This window comes from Aquabacterium sp. A08, assembly GCF_011742065.1.
Genome location: NZ_JAAQQT010000695.1, coordinates 5,722 through 19,380, shown reverse-complemented (window position 1 = coordinate 19,380; position 13,659 = coordinate 5,722). Strand labels below are relative to the sequence as shown.

Genomic DNA, 13,659 nt, shown 5'->3' with positions numbered 1-13,659 from the left:
GAGTGATTTTTATTCGATCAGCATGAGCCAAGTCGGCCCCGAGTTCTTATACGAGCTTGGGCTACAGGCAGCTACTTGACGCCCTTCACGGCGTAATTCACCTGATAGAACCCTAACTGGTTGCGGGCGGCCCTGACCGTCCTTTCACAGAATTTGATCATTCAGTGACAAATCTGGATGTGCCTGCATAACAATTGACACATTTTGATCGAAAGTGTCCTAAGTTATTGATTGCTTTGGGGAATGAGTGTGCGGTGACGGGCCTCTATGTCAACGAGGTCTGCCTCAAGCGCTGTGCTGATCTGGCGACTGTCATCGTTTGACCATAAGGAACGCGGGCCAGCAGCGCTGGACGTGATTGACCAGGACCAGACTTGCCTTAAATGAGAGTCCACCGACAGCTACAGGAATGAAAGCACTCTACATCTACACACATGGTTTGCATGACGAAGACTTTGCGCGAGGATTTTTGCTGGACAGGCAAGCGGCAGCGGGGTAGGGCAGACTGCTACAAAACTGTGCTACAAAGGAGGCGTCTTCAACTGGTGTTGCAGAGGGAAGGCTGAGTATTGGGTACGAATCCTGCCAGCCGCACCAAATCTGTAAACCCCACTTCGGAAACGAAGTGGGGTTTTTCAGTTTACGGGCCCCGTGGGCCCTGCTCTGGCAAAGCGGGTGCTGTGCAAGAAAAAGCTTGCACAGCCCTGCGAAAGCACCTACATTAGTTGCATTGCAGCAATTTTGCTTATCCGTGCTGCAACCAGTTTCGATCCGGGCAGCGGTACCCCAAAACCGCACACCTCCACTGCCACCACTTCGTTGTGGGCCCCTCAGTGGTTTGACTCTTCCCCAGGCAAGCTTCACTCCGGTGACCACAAGGCGGTCACTGGTTCTCATGCTCCGTTGCATCGCGTGACGGCATGAATCCGGGTCACACCGACCCGAACTCCATGGTTTGAATGTCATTTTCCAGTACCCATCCGTTTGCCGTCGGCAATTTTCGGATCACACCGCTCAGCCGCTCCAGCGGCAGCGATCAACACACCGCCCTGCTCTCCATCCAGAGAGGCCAAGGCAGCCAGACACATGACCGTGTCTACACCTTCAAGCCCGAGTTCAAGACGCAAGACAGCGCCTTGATGTACGCCGCCGCGCAAGGTCGCTACTGGCTGCTCAACCCCGCCTCGCTGGCATAACCCGCACATTCCAGGAGGCGTCATGGCCAAGGAAGAACTCATCGAAATGCAGGGCAAGGTGGATGAAATGCTGCCCGACTCCCGTTACCGCGTGACCTTGGACAACGGCCACCAGTTGATCGCCTACACCGGCGGCAAGATGCGCAAGCACCGCATCCGCATTCTGGCGGGCGACAACGTCACGCTGGAGATGTCGCCTTACGACCTCTCCAAAGGTCGCATCACCTTCCGTCACATTGAAAACCGCCAGCCCCGCCCTGCGGGCGCCCCCGCGTTCAAGCGCAGGCGGTAGTTTTCTTCATCCCTGTTCCCAGCTGCGCCCACAATTTCGCAGGGCGCATTTTCTGAAAGGCTCCAAAATGAGCAACAAACTGTACGTCGGCAACCTGTCTTACTCGGTGCGCGACGACGATCTGCAACAACAGTTCTCGTCCTTTGGCCGGGTCCAATCGGCCAAGGTCATGATGGAGCGCGACACCGGTCGCTCCAAGGGTTTCGGCTTTGTCGAAATGTCCAGCGGCGAGGAAGCCGAAGCCGCCATCCGTGGCCTGCACGGCCAGAACATGGGCGGCCGCGACCTGACGGTGAACATCGCCCGTCCGATGGAAGCCCGCCCCCCGCGCACCGGCGGTTACGGCGGTGGTGGCTACGGGGATTCCCGTCGCAACAGCTATTGATCGCTGACCGACAAATAAAAGCCCGCTCGTGCGGGCTTTTTTTGTTCTGTTGGAAGGTGACGCGCCACATCAGCTCGACTCACACAAGGGGGGGTGGGTGGACCGGCGAAGTTCCGCCCTCTCAAGCTTGTGCACCGCCACCGCAGCGGACGTCTCACGGTGGGGCGACCTGCCGATGGGCGCAGCGATCACAGGCGCCCATGAAACCGGCCGCAGCCCACTGGGGCATGCCCTCGGGTGAGACGGTGGCCAAGGTGGGATGGCGCGCGGGCGTGTGCCGGTCGTGTATGCCACGGATCGGCCGCTGCCACGCGTGGGCGCCCCGGGGCCGCCCAATTGCCTCACCAGCGCAGCACCAGGGGCCCCAGCCGCCGACCGACCTCCGCCGTCATGAGCATGCCCAGGGTGTACCAGAGGGCGATGAAGGGGGTCGACGACTCGGGGCACGCCAGCGCGTACCCGGCTGCGCCCAGCGCACCGGCCAGCAGGCCGCAAGCCCAGCCCGCCTGCCGGGGGCGGGTGGGGGCGAGTCCGCGCACCGCCCACAGAATGCCCGCCAGGGCGGGCAGGGACAGGCCCATCAGGGTCCACGGGCATTGCAACCAGGTGTGGCCCAGCACGGCTTGCAACCGGTCGTCCGGCGGCGTCAAGCCCAGGGCGGCGGCGCCCACCAAGGCCATGCCGCCGATCGTGAGCCACACCAGCAGCCGGGGGGGCTGCAGCCGGTGCACGGGCCGGGCGAGTCGGCCGGTGAGCAGGCCGGCGCCCACCGCCAGGGCGGCGGCATAGGCCAGTTTGATCCACGGCGCCGGCGTCTGGAAGTCGGCCGTGGGTTGCGGGCCCACCAGCCACAGCGCCAACAGGCTGCTGCAGGCCACGCCCAGCAGCACCATGGGCGCCAGCCGGCGTGCCACTGGGGCACGGGGTGCGGGGCCCGCGTTGCGGGCCAGCAGGTCCAGCAGATGCTCGGTGTTCATGTCGTTCCTTTCTTGACCAACGCGGCCAGCCGTTTCAGGCCCCGGTGGACCTGCACCTTGATGGACGCTTCGGACGCCCCCGTCTGGCTGGAGGCCTCGGCGACCGAGAGGCCCTGCAGCCGCGTCAGTTCGATCGCCTGTCGCTGTGCGGCAGGCAGGGACCGCAGCAGGACCCCCACATCGCGCGCGGCATGGGGTTCGGCCGGCACGGCGGCCAGTTCGGCCTCATCGACCTCGTCGTAGGCGTCGTGCAGCCCTTCCTTGCGGCCATGGCGGCGCCACAGGTCCACCAGTTTGTGCTGCGCAATCGCGGTGAGCCAGGCGCTCACGGGGAAGCTTGGGTCGTAGGTGCCCCGCTTCAGGTGCACCGCAAGCAGGGTTTCCTGCACCAGGTCTTCCACGTCGTCTGGCCAAGCGCTCATGCGCCGGCGGAAATAGGCCCGCAACCGCGCCGCCATCAGCGCCAGGGCTTCCCGGTAAGCGCCCTCGTCGCCGGCCTGGGCGGCCAGCCACAGGGGGCGCAGACGGGACTCGATGTCTGACGACGGGGTCATATGTGGATGATTTCGTGCCAAAGCGTGGTTCGGTTACAGCCCTGGGCATCGTGGGTCGAAAAAAATTCTGCACACCATTGGAACACGCGTGTAACCGTTGGGCGCTGTGGGGCGAATAACCCTGTACCGGCCTGCGGGCTGGGCTTTCAACCTAACCCGGAGTTGCACATGACCCCCCTGAACCTGAACCAAGCTGTCAAACTGCTGTTGACCACCTGGCTCATGACCCTGAGCGCCTGGGCCGCCGCCCTGGAGCTGAAACCCTACAGCGCCACCGAACTCAGTGCCCTGCAGCAGCGGGGCCAAGCGGTGGCGGTGCATTTTCATGCCGATTGGTGCTCCACCTGTGTGGCCCAGGCGAAATCGTTGGAGACCTTGAAGACCGACCCCCAGCTGCAGGCCATGACGGTGCTGGTGGCCAATTACGACCAGGAAAAGGCGCTGCGCCAAAGCATGAAAGTTCGCTCGCAGTCCATCATGGTGGTGTTCAAGGGGCCCCAGGAGGTGACGCGGGTCATCGGTCAGACCCGCGCCCAGGACCTCAAAACCGCTTTCGTCCAAGCCCTGTGACCAGCCCCACCGAACTGGGCCTGGCCTGGGTGGCGGGCAGCCTGACCACGCTCAACCCCTGTGTGTTTCCGCTGCTGCCGCTGGTGCTGGGTGGGGCCTTGCAGTCCCACCGCTGGGCGCCGGTGGCCATGGGGGCCGGCATGGTGGCGATGTTTGCCACGCTCGGCCTGTTGGTGGGGGTGGCCGGCGAGGCCCTGGGCATCGACCCGGACCTGATCCGGCTGACCGGTGCCTGGCTGCTGGTGGCTTTTGGCTTGGTGATGCTGGTGCCGGCGCTGAACGAGCGCTTCACCCGCCTGGTGACGCCGCTGGCCAGCGGGGCCCATGCCGCGACCACCCGGCTGGACAGCGGTTCGCTGGTCGGCGCGTTCGCCACCGGCGGTCTGCTGGGCATGGTGTGGAGCCCCTGTTCGGGCCCCATGCTGGCCAGCGCCTTGACCCTGGTGGCCACCGAGGGCGGGGCCGTCCGTGGATCGCTCATTTTGGGCATGTTCGGCCTGGGGGCGGCCACGGTGCTGGTGGCCGTGGCCTACGCCTCGCGCAGCGGGTTTGGCCGGGTGCGGGGCTGGGTGCTGGCCCACATGGACCGGGTGAAAAAAGGCTTTGGCGCCGTGGTGCTGCTGGTGGGTGTGGCCATTCTGAGCGGCGGCGACAAATGGCTGGAAGCGCAGCTGGTGCCCCTGCTGCCGCCAGGCTGGACCGAACTGACGACCCGTTTTTGACGCGGTTGCGGGCCGCGGCGGTGTCCGGGTGTCACCGCCGCAGGGGGCAGGGGGGCTGGCTTCAGTGGGCGTGGCGCATGCCGCAGGACTTGCCCAGGGCCAGGCCCTTGCAGGCCTGTTGCAGTTCGGCCATGCAGACCTTTTCGCCCTTGCCGGCTTCCAGGCACTGCGCCGCGGCCTGGTGCGCCGCGGCCATGGCACGGTGGCGTTTGATGTCTTCCTGCGTTTGCTCGGCGGTGTGTTGCGCCAGGGCGGGCAGGGCGGTGGTCAGGCCCAGAAGCAGGGCGAAGGCGGTGGTGCGCATGGGAGTTTCCTGTGCAAGGGGTTGAACATGGGGTGCAAAGACCCACGCCACCAGCCTATCAAACCTGTCAAGGGGGCATATTCACCATCGGCCCGTGTGTATGTGCGGCCGCGCGCGACGCGCTAAGCTCGCTGCCATGCAAGCCCACCGCGCCGCCATCCTCTGGTTCGACCCCCACGCCGACACGCCCGTGCCGCATTACGAGGCCGACGGCCTGCTGGTGCTGGCGCCCGATGCGCAGGACACGCAGTGCGTCGTGGCGGTGGGGCCTTACCGGGACGTGGCCGCCCGCCACCCGGGTGTGCCGGTGCAGCACCACCCCGACCGCCTGATCGCGCCGGGCTTTGTGGACCTGCACATCCACTACCCGCAAACCGACGTGATCGGCTCCCCGGCCGAGGGCCTGTTGCCGTGGCTGGAACACTACACCTTTCCGCACGAGGCGCGCTTGGCCGATCCGGCCTACGCTGGCGCGGTGGCCGAGGTGTTTCTGGACGAGTTGCAGCGCCACGGTGTGACCACCGCGCTGACCTTTGCCACCTCGCACCCGGGGTCGGTGGACGCTTTGCTGAGCCGGGCCGAGAGGCGGGGCCTGCGCCTGGTGGCCGGCAAGGTGTTGCAGGACCGCCATTCGCCCGACGGCGTGCGCGACCAAACCGAGCAAAGCCTGCTCGACACCGAGGCGCTGATCCGCCGCTGGCACGGCCGCGGCCGGCTGGGCTACGCCATCACCCCGCGCTTTGCGCCCAGTTGTTCCGACGCCCAGATGCGCGGGGCCGGCGAGCTGGCCGCGCGCCACCCCGACGTGTGGGTGCAGTCGCACGTGGCCGAAAACCTGGACGAGGTGCGCTGGGTGCGCGAGCTGTACCCGCGGGCGCGCAGCTACCTGGGCGTGTACGCCGACTTCGGCCTGCTGCGCGAGCGCGCGGTGTACGCCCACTGCATCCACCTGGACGACACCGACCGCGCCCTGCTACGCGACACCGGCACCGCCGCCGCCGTGAGCCCGACCAGCAACCTGTTCCTGGGCAGCGGGTTTTTCGACCACGCCAGCGCCGACCGGGCGGGTTTTCGGTACGGGCTGGCCAGCGACGTGGGCGGGGGCACCAGTTTCAGCCCCTTCCACACCATGCTGGCCGCCTACTACGTGGGGCGCGCGGGCGTGACCGGCTCGGGCAGCGCCAAAACCGGCCTGAGCCTGGCGCCCAGCCACCTGTGGTGGCAGCACACCGCCGGCGCGGCGCGCGCCATGGGCCTGGGGGGCGTGGTGGGCAGCCTGGCGCCCGGGGCCGAGGCCGACTGGCTGTTGCTCAACCCCCAGGCCACGCCCCTGATGGCGCGGCGCACCGGCCAGGCCCAGAACCTGGAGGAATTGCTGTTCGCGTTGATCGTGCTGGGCGACGATCGGGCGGTGGAGCGGGTGGCCGTGGCCGGGGCGGTGGTGCCCCCGGGCTGAGCACCGGCTGGCTTTACACCAGCTTTACCCCCGTGCCGCCGGAACGAAATCGGCTTGCGACACACTATACCCTTGGCAGTTTGACCAACGCACCTGCACCACAAGGGTTTCATGCCTGCACATTCGCCCCCTTCACGCCCCCGCCGCCTGCCAGCGGCCACCGCCGTGCTGCTGGCCGCGGCGCTGGCCGGCTGTGCCACTCCCGGGGTCGGCGCCCCGGGCACCACGCCGGCCGTGCTGCCCGTGCCCGACGCCTGGAGCCTGACCCCCGAGGGCACCGCCCCGCAGCCCTCGGCCGACCTGGCCGACTGGTGGACCCGTTTCAACGACCCGCAGCTCAGTGCCTGGGTGGCCCAGGCCCTGCAGGCCAACACCGGTGTGCGCAGCGCCCAGGCCGCGCTGCAGCAGGCCCGGGCCCAGCGCGACGTGACCCTGGGCGGTCAGGCGCCCGCCGTGGGCGTGTCGGGCTCGGCCCAGCGCAGCCAGGTGGCCGACAACGCGCCGGGCAACACCTTCCGCGCCGGCCTGGACGCCAGCTGGGAGCCCGATGTGTTTGGCGCCCAGCGCAGCGCACGGGCCGCCAGCGACGCCGACGTGCAGGCCGCCGCCGCCAGCCTCGGCCACGCCCGGGTCAGCCTGGCGGCCGAGGTGGCCCTGACCACCCTGGAACTGCGCGGCTTGCAGACCCGCCTGGCCCTGGCCCAGGACAACCTGGCCAAGCAGCGCGAAGCCCTGCAGCTCACCGAATGGCGGGTGCAGGCCGGGCTGGCCTCGTCGCTGGAACTGGCGCAGGGGCGCAGCGCGGTGGAACAGACCCGCGCCGCCCTGCCGGCGCTGGACACCGCCATCCGCCAGAGCTGGAACGCCCTGGCCGTGCTGACCGGCCAGCCGCCCGGCACGCTGCAGCGCGCCGACCCCGCACCGGCCCCGCTGCCCCAGCCCCCCGAGGGCCTGGGCCTGAGTTTTCCGGCCGACACCTTGCGCCAGCGCCCCGACGTGCGCGTGACCGAGCAGCGCGTGCTGGCGGCCTGGGCCCGGGTGCAGCAGGCCGACGCCAACCGCTACCCCAGCCTGCGCCTGAGCGGCTCGCTGGGGCTGAACGCGCCACGCCTGGCGGACCTGTTCGACCTGACCGCGCTGACCCGCAGTGTGTTGGCCGGGGTGACGGCCTCGCTGTTGGATGGCGGGGCGGCACGCGCCCAGGTGCGGGTGCAGCAGGCGGCGCTGGCGCAGGCCCGGCTGGCCCATGAGGCGGCGGTGCTGACCGCCTTGCAGGACGTGGAAAACGCCCTGGCCGCCCTGCAGGGCAACCGCGAGCGGCTGGCGCGGCTGACGCAGGCCGCCGAGGCCGCCACCACCGCCGAGGCGCTGGCGCGGCAGCGTTACGCCAGTGGCCTGGTGGACTATGGCACCGTGCTCGACACGCAGCGCGCGCTGCTGTCGCTGCAGAGCGAGTTGGCCACCGCCCGCACCACCTGGAGCGCCGACCACGTGCGCCTGTACAAAGCCCTGGGGGGCGGCTGGACGCCCGACGCCCCCACCACCGACCGCAGCACCCCATGAAACCGACCGATGCCTCCCCCGCCACCGATGTGCAAACCCTGCTGGGCGCCGACCGACCGCCGCGCTGGTGGCAGCGCCCCCTTTGGTGGGGCGGCACCCTGGCCGTGGCCGTGCTGGTGGGCGGCGGCTACGCCTACCAGAGCCGCCAGGCGCAACAGGCCGCGCCCGGCTACGTCACCGAAAACCTGCGCCGTGGCGACCTGACCCTCACCGTGTCGGCCAACGGCACGCTGCAGCCGACGCGGCTGGTCAACGTCGGCAGCGAACTGTCGGGCACGGTGCGCGAGGTGCTGGTCGATGTGAACGACCGCGTCAAAAAAGGCCAGGTGCTGGTGGTGCTCGACACCGCCAAGCTGACCGACCAGGTGCACAGCGCCCGCGCGGCGCTGGTGGCCGCCCAGGCCCAGGTGGCGCAGGCCGCGGCCACTCTGAAGGAGGCCCAGGCCCAGCGGGCGCGCCAGGAAGACGTGTTCCAGCGCTCGGGCGGGCAGGTGCCGTCGGCCGCGGAACTCGACGGCGCCCGCGCCGCGGTGGACCGCGCCCAGGCCGCCGAGGCCAGCGCCCGCGCCGCGGTGCAGCAGGCCCAGGCCAACCTGGCCACCAACGAGACCAACCTGTCCAAGGCCTCGATCCGCTCCCCCATCGACGGCGTGGTGCTGACCCGCGCGGTGGACCCAGGCAACGCCGTGGCCGCGTCGCTGCAGGCGGTGACGCTGTTTTCTATTGCCGAAAGCCTGGGCCAGCTGCGGCTGGAGGTGTATGTGGACGAGGCCGACGTGGGCGCGGTTCAGGTCGGGCAGGCGGCCAGCTTCACCGTCAGCGCCTACCCCACGCGGCGCTACCCGGCCACCATCGCCCGGGTGGCGTTCGGTTCGACCAAGACCGAAAACGTGGTGACCTACGTGACCACGCTGGACGTGGACAACCAGGACCTGAGCCTGCGCCCGGGCATGACGGCCAACGCCAGCATCGTGGCGACCGAACGCAAAGGCGTGCTGGTGGTGCCGAACGCGGCGCTGCGCTTCACCCCCAGCAACGGCAATGGCGCGGCCGCCGGCAACCCCAGCGTGCTGTCGCGCATGATGCCGCGCCCGCCCAGCACCGCCAGCAAAACCGCCCGGCCCGAGGGGCGTGGCGGTGCCCGCCAGATCTGGGTGCTGCAGAACGGCCAGCCGCAGGCGCTGCCGGTGACCGGCGGCATCAGCGACGGCCGCTACACCGAGGTCAGCGGCGACGGCCTGACCGAGGGGCTGGCGGTGATCACCGGCCAGCTGAGCGCGGGGGCGGCCCGATGAGCGCGGCGACCGCGGCGCCGGCCCAGGGCGCCGCCGCCACCCCGGTGCCGCCGCTGATCGAGCTGCGCGGCATCACCAAAACCTACGGCCAGGGGGCCACCGCGTTCCAGGCGCTCAAGGGCGTGGACCTGGCCATCGAGGCCGGCGATTTCGTGGCCATCATGGGGCCCAGCGGTTCGGGCAAGTCCACCGCCATGAACACCCTGGGTTGCCTGGACACGCCCACCACCGGCGAGTACCGCTTCCGTGGCGTGCCGGTGCAGTCGCTGTCGCGCGACGAGCGGGCCCGGCTGCGCCGGCGCTACTTCGGTTTCGTCTTCCAGGGCTTTCACCTGCTGGCGCGCACCACCGCCCGCGAAAACGTGGAGCTGCCGCTGGTGTACCGCGGGGAGCCGCGCGCCCAGCGCCACGCCGCCGCGCAGCGCGCGCTGGAGGCGGTGGGTCTGGCCGCCTGGGCCGACCACACGCCCGGCGAACTCTCGGGCGGGCAGCAGCAGCGGGTGGCGATCGCGCGCGCCATCGTCACCGAACCGCAGGTGCTGCTGGCCGATGAGCCCACCGGCAACCTCGACTCCCAGCGCAGCCACGAGATCATGGAGCTGATCCAGCGGCTCAACCGCGACTACGGCATCACCGTGCTGATGGTGACGCACGAGCACGACATCGCGGCCTACGCGCACCGCATCGTCCACTTCCGCGACGGGGTGGTGGAGCAGGTGCAGCACAACGGCGCGGCCCCGGCCGCGCAAGGGGCGGCGTGATGTGGGTCAACACCCTGATCCTGGCCTTGCGCTCGATCCGGCGCAACCTGTTGCGTTCCTTCCTCACCATCCTGGGGGTGGTCATCGGCGTGGCCGCGGTCATCACCATGGTCACCCTGGGCAACGGCGCGACGATGGCGATTCAGAACCAGATCGCCGGGCTGGGCACCAACCTGTTGCAGGTGCGCCCGGGCCAGCGGCTGGGGCCGGGGGCGGGCGGCTCGTCGGCGCCGGCGTTCAAGGCGGCCGACGCCGACGCCATCGCCGCCCAGGTGGGCGGGGTGCTGGCCACCGCGCCCGAGTCGCGCACCGGCACCACGGTGGTGGCGCAGGGCCGCAACTGGACCAGCAGCATCATCGGCAGCACCAACGACTGGCTCACCACCGGCAACTGGAGCGTGGTCGATGGCCGCTCCTTCACCCCCGAGGAACTGCGCGCTGGGGCGGCGGTGTGCCTGATCGGGGAAACCGTGCGCCGCGAGCTGTTCGGCGCCACCACCGCGGTGGGCAGCGCGCTGCGGGTGCGGCAGATGAGCTGCGAGGTGGTGGGCGTGCTGGGGTCCAAAGGACAGGGCGCCTTCGGCAACGACCAGGACGACCTGGTGATGATGCCGCTCAACACCCTGCAGCGCCGCGTCACCGGCAACACCCGGGTCAACACCCTGCTGGTGTCGATGGTGGACGGGGTGGACGCCGAGCGGGTGAAGGCCGGCATCACCCAACTGCTGCGCGAACGCCGCAAGCTGGCCGAGACCGACGAGGACAACTTCAACGTGCTCGACACCAAGCAGCTGGGCGAAACCCTCTCCAGCACCACCCGCGTCATGACCATGCTGCTGGGCGCGGTGGCGGCGGTGAGCCTGCTGGTGGGGGGCATCGGCATCATGAACATCATGCTGGTGAGCGTGACCGAACGCACCCGCGAGATCGGGCTGCGCCTGGCCATTGGCGCGCTGGAGCGCGAGGTGCTGCTGCAGTTCCTGATCGAGGCCGTGGTGCTGGCCGCGCTGGGCGGGCTGATCGGCATGGCGTTGGCGGTGGGCGCGGGCGTGGGCCTGTCGGCACTGATGAACGTGCCGTATGTGTTCAACCCCGGCATCAACGCGCTGGCGTTCGCGTTTTCGGCGGGCATTGGGGTGCTGTTCGGGTTTTTCCCGGCGCGGCGCGCGGCCCGGCTGGACCCGATCGAGGCCCTGCGCCGCGAGTGAGCGCGTGCCGGCCCGTGGCGGGCCCCGCTCACCAGGGAATGGGCGCGCCGCGGTGGTCGACGAAATGCGCGGCGGCCTGCGGCGGCAGGGTGTCGAGCACGGCCAGCAGGCGCTGGGCGGCGTCTTCGGGCGCGTCGGCCTGGTCGCCCACGAAGGGGCGGCTCAGGGCCGAGCGCACGGTGCCGGGCTGCAGCGCGGCCACCACCGCCAGCGGGCGGCGCCGCGCGATGTCGATGGCGGCGGTCTGCAGCAGCATGTTCAGCGCCGCCTTGGACGCGCGGTAACCGTGCCAGCCGCCCTTGCGGTTGTCGCCGATGCTGCCGACCCGCGCCGACAGTTTGCCCCACACCACCCGTTCGCCCGTGGCCAGCAGCGGCGCCAGGTGTTTGAGCGCCAGCGCCGGGCCGATCGCGTTGACCGCGAAGGCCTGGGCCAGGCGCTCGGGGTGCAGGTCTTCCAGCCGCTTTTCGGGCGGGCCGCTGGGCAGGGTGAGGGCGCCGGTGGCGTCCAGCACCAGGTGCAGCGGGCCGTGCGGGCGCAGGGCGTCGGCGCAGGCGCGCAGGCTGGTCTCGTCTTCCAGCACCAGCGCCGGCTCGCTGCGGCGCGACAGGGCCCAGACCCGGGCGCAGCGCGGGTCTGCCTGCAAGGCCTGCACAAAGGCCTGGCCCAGCGCGCCGCTGGCGCCCAGCACCGCGGCGCGGTAGCCGTCGCGCAGGTGGGGTTGGGCGTTGGCGGTCATGGCCGGCCCCCGGGCGCGGCGCGGCGGGCCAGCCACGGCCCCAGCCGGCGTTGCAGCGCCGGGCGCAGCGGCAGGAAGCCGCGGTAGGCCGCTTCCAGCAGCCAGCTCAGGGGCGGCACGCCGGTGGCCCGGCCCAGCCAGCGCCAGCCCGGCAGCGCCCGCCACAGGCAGGCAAACGCTGCGCCGCCGCTGTGCAGCCGGCCGTCGGCGTCGCGCACATGGAAGCGGGCCATGGCGCGCCGGCAGTCCAGGCCGTCGCCCAGCGCGGCGCCCGCGGCGCTCACGTCCACCCAGTGCAGGGCGTCGCCGCCGGCTAGGCGGCGGTAGTGCGCGATCTCGGCGCGGCACAGCGGGCAGCTGCCATCAAAGTAAACCGTGGGGGCGGGGCGTGGGGGCGGTGGCATGGCCGCATCATGCGGCAAAGCCGGCGACCGCGTGCGGCGCGGGCGGGAACATCCGGTATAAACCCGGGCATATGAAAGACACCCTCGTTCTGTACCACGCCGACTGCCCCGACGGCTTTGGCGCCGCCTACGCCGCCTGGCGTGCGCTGGGCGACCGCGCCGACTACCTGCCCTGCCAGCACGGCGGCGCGGTGCCCGCGGTGGCCGGCCGCGACGTGTTCATCCTGGACTTCGCCTTCGACGCCAATGTGATGACCCGCCTGCGCGCCGAGGCCCGTTCGATCACCCTGCTGGACCACCACCAGACCGCGCACGACAAGCTGCAGTGCCTGCACTGCGGCCCCGGCTTCCGCCTGCTGTTCGACATGCAGCGCTCCGGTGCCCACCTGGCCTGGGCGCATTTCCACCCCGGGCAGCCGCTGCCGCACCTGATCTCGCGCATCGAGGACCGCGACCTGTGGAACTGGGCTTACCCCGACACCCGGCCCTTTCTGGCGGCGCTGGACGCGCTGGATTTCGACTTTGAACAATGGGCGCGTTTCCACGAGGCCGCGGAAGACCCGGCGCAGCGGGCGCAGATCGTGGCGCGTGGCCAGGCCGTGGTGGACCGCTTCGCCCAGCAGGTGCAGACGCTGGCCGAAGGCGCCTTCCCGCTCGACTTCATGGGCCACCGCGTCTGGGCGGTGAACGCGCCCAGCGAATTCACCAGCGACCTGGGCAACGTGCTGGCCGAGCGTTCCGGCACCTTCGGGCTGATCTTCCGCATCGACTCGCCCACGGTGGTCAAGGTCAGCCTGCGCGCGGTGCGCCCGTTCGACGCCAGCGCGCTGGCGGTGGCCTTTGGCGGCGGTGGCCACCCGCAGGCCTGCGCCTTCCGCCTGGGCCTGGCCCAGTTGCCCGCGCTGCTCGACGGCAGCCTGCGGCCGTGACCTCGGCGCCCTGGGATGGCTCGGCCGGCGTGTCGCTGCACGGCGTCACCCTGGTGCGCGGCCGCACCACCGTGTTCGACGGCCTGAGCCTGGACCTGGCGCACCTGCGCATCGGCCTGATCGGCGACAACGGCGCCGGCAAGAGCAGCCTGTTCCGCCTGATCTGCGGCCTGGACAGCCCGCGCGCCGGCGAGGTGCGACTGGGCGGCGTGCCCCTGGGCGCCGCCGACCCGCAGCCGCGCCCGGTGGGCATGATGTTCCAGAACCCGGACGAGCAGATCATCTTCCCCACCGTGGCCGAGGA

The 13,659-nt window shown here is 70.1% G+C and carries 17 protein-coding genes; 12 read left to right on the top strand and 5 right to left on the bottom strand.

Annotated features, from left to right (window positions below; all coding sequences use genetic code 11):
- Positions 1-959: 959 nt before the first annotated feature.
- The 3 genes from HA630_RS20315 to HA630_RS20305 all read left to right on the top strand — a co-directional run bounded on the left by HA630_RS20315 (position 960) and on the right by HA630_RS20305 (position 1,873).
- A complete protein-coding gene (locus tag HA630_RS20315; protein ID WP_166837245.1) occupies positions 960-1,196 on the top strand; it encodes a hypothetical protein in 237 nt (78 codons plus the stop codon).
- A 22-nt stretch (positions 1,197-1,218) separates the two neighbouring features.
- Complete coding sequence (infA, locus tag HA630_RS20310) at positions 1,219-1,488, top strand: translation initiation factor IF-1 (protein ID WP_101047894.1); 270 nt, start codon at positions 1,219-1,221, stop codon at positions 1,486-1,488.
- A gap of 67 nt (positions 1,489-1,555) precedes the next feature.
- The gene (locus HA630_RS20305; RefSeq protein WP_166837243.1) at positions 1,556-1,873 is read left to right on the top strand and encodes an RNA-binding protein; all 318 of its coding nucleotides are present in this window, start codon (positions 1,556-1,558) and stop codon (positions 1,871-1,873) included.
- Between the two features lie 341 nt (positions 1,874-2,214).
- Here HA630_RS20305 and HA630_RS20300 read toward each other — a convergent pair whose 3' ends face one another.
- Both HA630_RS20300 and HA630_RS20295 read right to left on the bottom strand, forming a co-directional pair.
- Positions 2,215-2,850 carry a DUF1109 domain-containing protein gene (locus tag HA630_RS20300; protein WP_166837242.1) on the bottom strand — a complete coding sequence of 212 codons (636 nt, stop codon included), beginning with the start codon at positions 2,848-2,850 and terminating at the stop codon, positions 2,215-2,217.
- Positions 2,847-3,404 carry a sigma-70 family RNA polymerase sigma factor gene (locus tag HA630_RS20295; protein WP_166837240.1) on the bottom strand — a complete coding sequence of 186 codons (558 nt, stop codon included), beginning with the start codon at positions 3,402-3,404 and terminating at the stop codon, positions 2,847-2,849. The genes HA630_RS20300 and HA630_RS20295 overlap by 4 nt, the downstream gene beginning before the upstream one ends.
- 168 nt (positions 3,405-3,572) lie before the next feature.
- On the opposite strand from HA630_RS20295, the gene HA630_RS20290 reads away from it, so the two are divergent.
- Positions 3,573-3,974, top strand: coding sequence for a thioredoxin family protein (locus HA630_RS20290; RefSeq protein WP_166837238.1), 402 nt, complete (start codon positions 3,573-3,575; stop codon positions 3,972-3,974).
- Complete coding sequence (locus HA630_RS20285; RefSeq protein ID WP_166837237.1) at positions 3,971-4,696, top strand: cytochrome c biogenesis CcdA family protein; 726 nt, start codon at positions 3,971-3,973, stop codon at positions 4,694-4,696. Before HA630_RS20290 ends, HA630_RS20285 begins: the two co-directional genes overlap by 4 nt.
- Before the next feature lie 61 nt (positions 4,697-4,757).
- On the opposite strand, the gene HA630_RS20280 is transcribed toward HA630_RS20285, so the two are convergent.
- Entirely contained in the window at positions 4,758-5,000 is a 243-nt protein-coding gene (locus tag HA630_RS20280; RefSeq protein WP_166837236.1) for a hypothetical protein, read from the bottom strand.
- Positions 5,001-5,136: 136 nt separating this feature from the next.
- On the opposite strand from HA630_RS20280, the gene guaD reads away from it, so the two are divergent.
- From guaD to HA630_RS20255, 5 genes are all read left to right on the top strand, one after another.
- Positions 5,137-6,456, top strand: coding sequence for a guanine deaminase (guaD, locus tag HA630_RS20275; RefSeq protein ID WP_166837234.1), 1,320 nt, complete (start codon positions 5,137-5,139; stop codon positions 6,454-6,456).
- 111 nt (positions 6,457-6,567) lie between these two features.
- Positions 6,568-8,019, top strand: coding sequence for an efflux transporter outer membrane subunit (locus HA630_RS20270; RefSeq protein ID WP_166837233.1), 1,452 nt, complete (start codon positions 6,568-6,570; stop codon positions 8,017-8,019).
- A complete protein-coding gene (locus tag HA630_RS20265) occupies positions 8,016-9,314 on the top strand; it encodes an efflux RND transporter periplasmic adaptor subunit (RefSeq protein WP_166837231.1) in 1,299 nt (432 codons plus the stop codon). The genes HA630_RS20270 and HA630_RS20265 overlap by 4 nt, the downstream gene beginning before the upstream one ends.
- Positions 9,311-10,075: an ABC transporter ATP-binding protein gene (locus HA630_RS20260; RefSeq protein WP_166837229.1), complete on the top strand. Its 765-nt coding sequence runs from the start codon at positions 9,311-9,313 to the stop codon at positions 10,073-10,075. The genes HA630_RS20265 and HA630_RS20260 overlap by 4 nt, the downstream gene beginning before the upstream one ends.
- Complete coding sequence (locus tag HA630_RS20255) at positions 10,075-11,283, top strand: ABC transporter permease (protein ID WP_166837227.1); 1,209 nt, start codon at positions 10,075-10,077, stop codon at positions 11,281-11,283. Before HA630_RS20260 ends, HA630_RS20255 begins: the two co-directional genes overlap by 1 nt.
- A gap of 28 nt (positions 11,284-11,311) precedes the next feature.
- Here HA630_RS20255 and HA630_RS20250 read toward each other — a convergent pair whose 3' ends face one another.
- Together HA630_RS20250 and HA630_RS20245 are read right to left on the bottom strand one after the other, a co-directional pair.
- On the bottom strand, positions 11,312-12,022 hold the full coding sequence (locus tag HA630_RS20250; RefSeq protein WP_166837225.1) for an SDR family NAD(P)-dependent oxidoreductase: 711 nt from the start codon (positions 12,020-12,022) through the stop codon (positions 11,312-11,314).
- Complete coding sequence (locus HA630_RS20245) at positions 12,019-12,426, bottom strand: thiol-disulfide oxidoreductase DCC family protein (protein WP_166837223.1); 408 nt, start codon at positions 12,424-12,426, stop codon at positions 12,019-12,021. The genes HA630_RS20250 and HA630_RS20245 overlap by 4 nt, the downstream gene beginning before the upstream one ends.
- Before the next feature lie 71 nt (positions 12,427-12,497).
- Here HA630_RS20245 and HA630_RS20240 point away from each other — a divergent pair, with 71 nt between their 5' ends.
- Together HA630_RS20240 and HA630_RS23865 are read left to right on the top strand one after the other, a co-directional pair.
- On the top strand, positions 12,498-13,355 hold the full coding sequence (locus HA630_RS20240) for a DHH family phosphoesterase (protein WP_166837221.1): 858 nt from the start codon (positions 12,498-12,500) through the stop codon (positions 13,353-13,355).
- The coding region (locus tag HA630_RS23865; RefSeq protein ID WP_371809307.1) for an ATP-binding cassette domain-containing protein at positions 13,352-13,659 on the top strand (308 nt) is incomplete at its 3' end. The genes HA630_RS20240 and HA630_RS23865, both read left to right, overlap by 4 nt.

Excerpts from the sequence above, each read along its gene's own strand:
- HA630_RS20315 (WP_166837245.1), top strand. The coding sequence starts at position 960 with ATGTCATTTTCCAGTACCCATCCGTTTGCCGTCGGCAATTTTCGGATC.
- infA (WP_101047894.1), top strand. The coding sequence starts at position 1,219 with ATGGCCAAGGAAGAACTCATCGAAATGCAGGGCAAGGTGGATGAAATG.
- HA630_RS20305 (WP_166837243.1), top strand. The coding sequence starts at position 1,556 with ATGAGCAACAAACTGTACGTCGGCAACCTGTCTTACTCGGTGCGCGAC.
- HA630_RS20300 (WP_166837242.1), bottom strand. The coding sequence starts at position 2,850 with ATGAACACCGAGCATCTGCTGGACCTGCTGGCCCGCAACGCGGGCCCC.
- HA630_RS20295 (WP_166837240.1), bottom strand. The coding sequence starts at position 3,404 with ATGACCCCGTCGTCAGACATCGAGTCCCGTCTGCGCCCCCTGTGGCTG.
- HA630_RS20290 (WP_166837238.1), top strand. The coding sequence starts at position 3,573 with ATGACCCCCCTGAACCTGAACCAAGCTGTCAAACTGCTGTTGACCACC.
- HA630_RS20280 (WP_166837236.1), bottom strand. The coding sequence starts at position 5,000 with ATGCGCACCACCGCCTTCGCCCTGCTTCTGGGCCTGACCACCGCCCTG.
- guaD (WP_166837234.1), top strand. The coding sequence starts at position 5,137 with ATGCAAGCCCACCGCGCCGCCATCCTCTGGTTCGACCCCCACGCCGAC.
- HA630_RS20270 (WP_166837233.1), top strand. The coding sequence starts at position 6,568 with ATGCCTGCACATTCGCCCCCTTCACGCCCCCGCCGCCTGCCAGCGGCC.
- HA630_RS20265 (WP_166837231.1), top strand. The coding sequence starts at position 8,016 with ATGAAACCGACCGATGCCTCCCCCGCCACCGATGTGCAAACCCTGCTG.
- HA630_RS20260 (WP_166837229.1), top strand. The coding sequence starts at position 9,311 with ATGAGCGCGGCGACCGCGGCGCCGGCCCAGGGCGCCGCCGCCACCCCG.
- HA630_RS20255 (WP_166837227.1), top strand. The coding sequence starts at position 10,075 with ATGTGGGTCAACACCCTGATCCTGGCCTTGCGCTCGATCCGGCGCAAC.
- HA630_RS20250 (WP_166837225.1), bottom strand. The coding sequence starts at position 12,022 with ATGACCGCCAACGCCCAACCCCACCTGCGCGACGGCTACCGCGCCGCG.
- HA630_RS20245 (WP_166837223.1), bottom strand. The coding sequence starts at position 12,426 with ATGCCACCGCCCCCACGCCCCGCCCCCACGGTTTACTTTGATGGCAGC.
- HA630_RS20240 (WP_166837221.1), top strand. The coding sequence starts at position 12,498 with ATGAAAGACACCCTCGTTCTGTACCACGCCGACTGCCCCGACGGCTTT.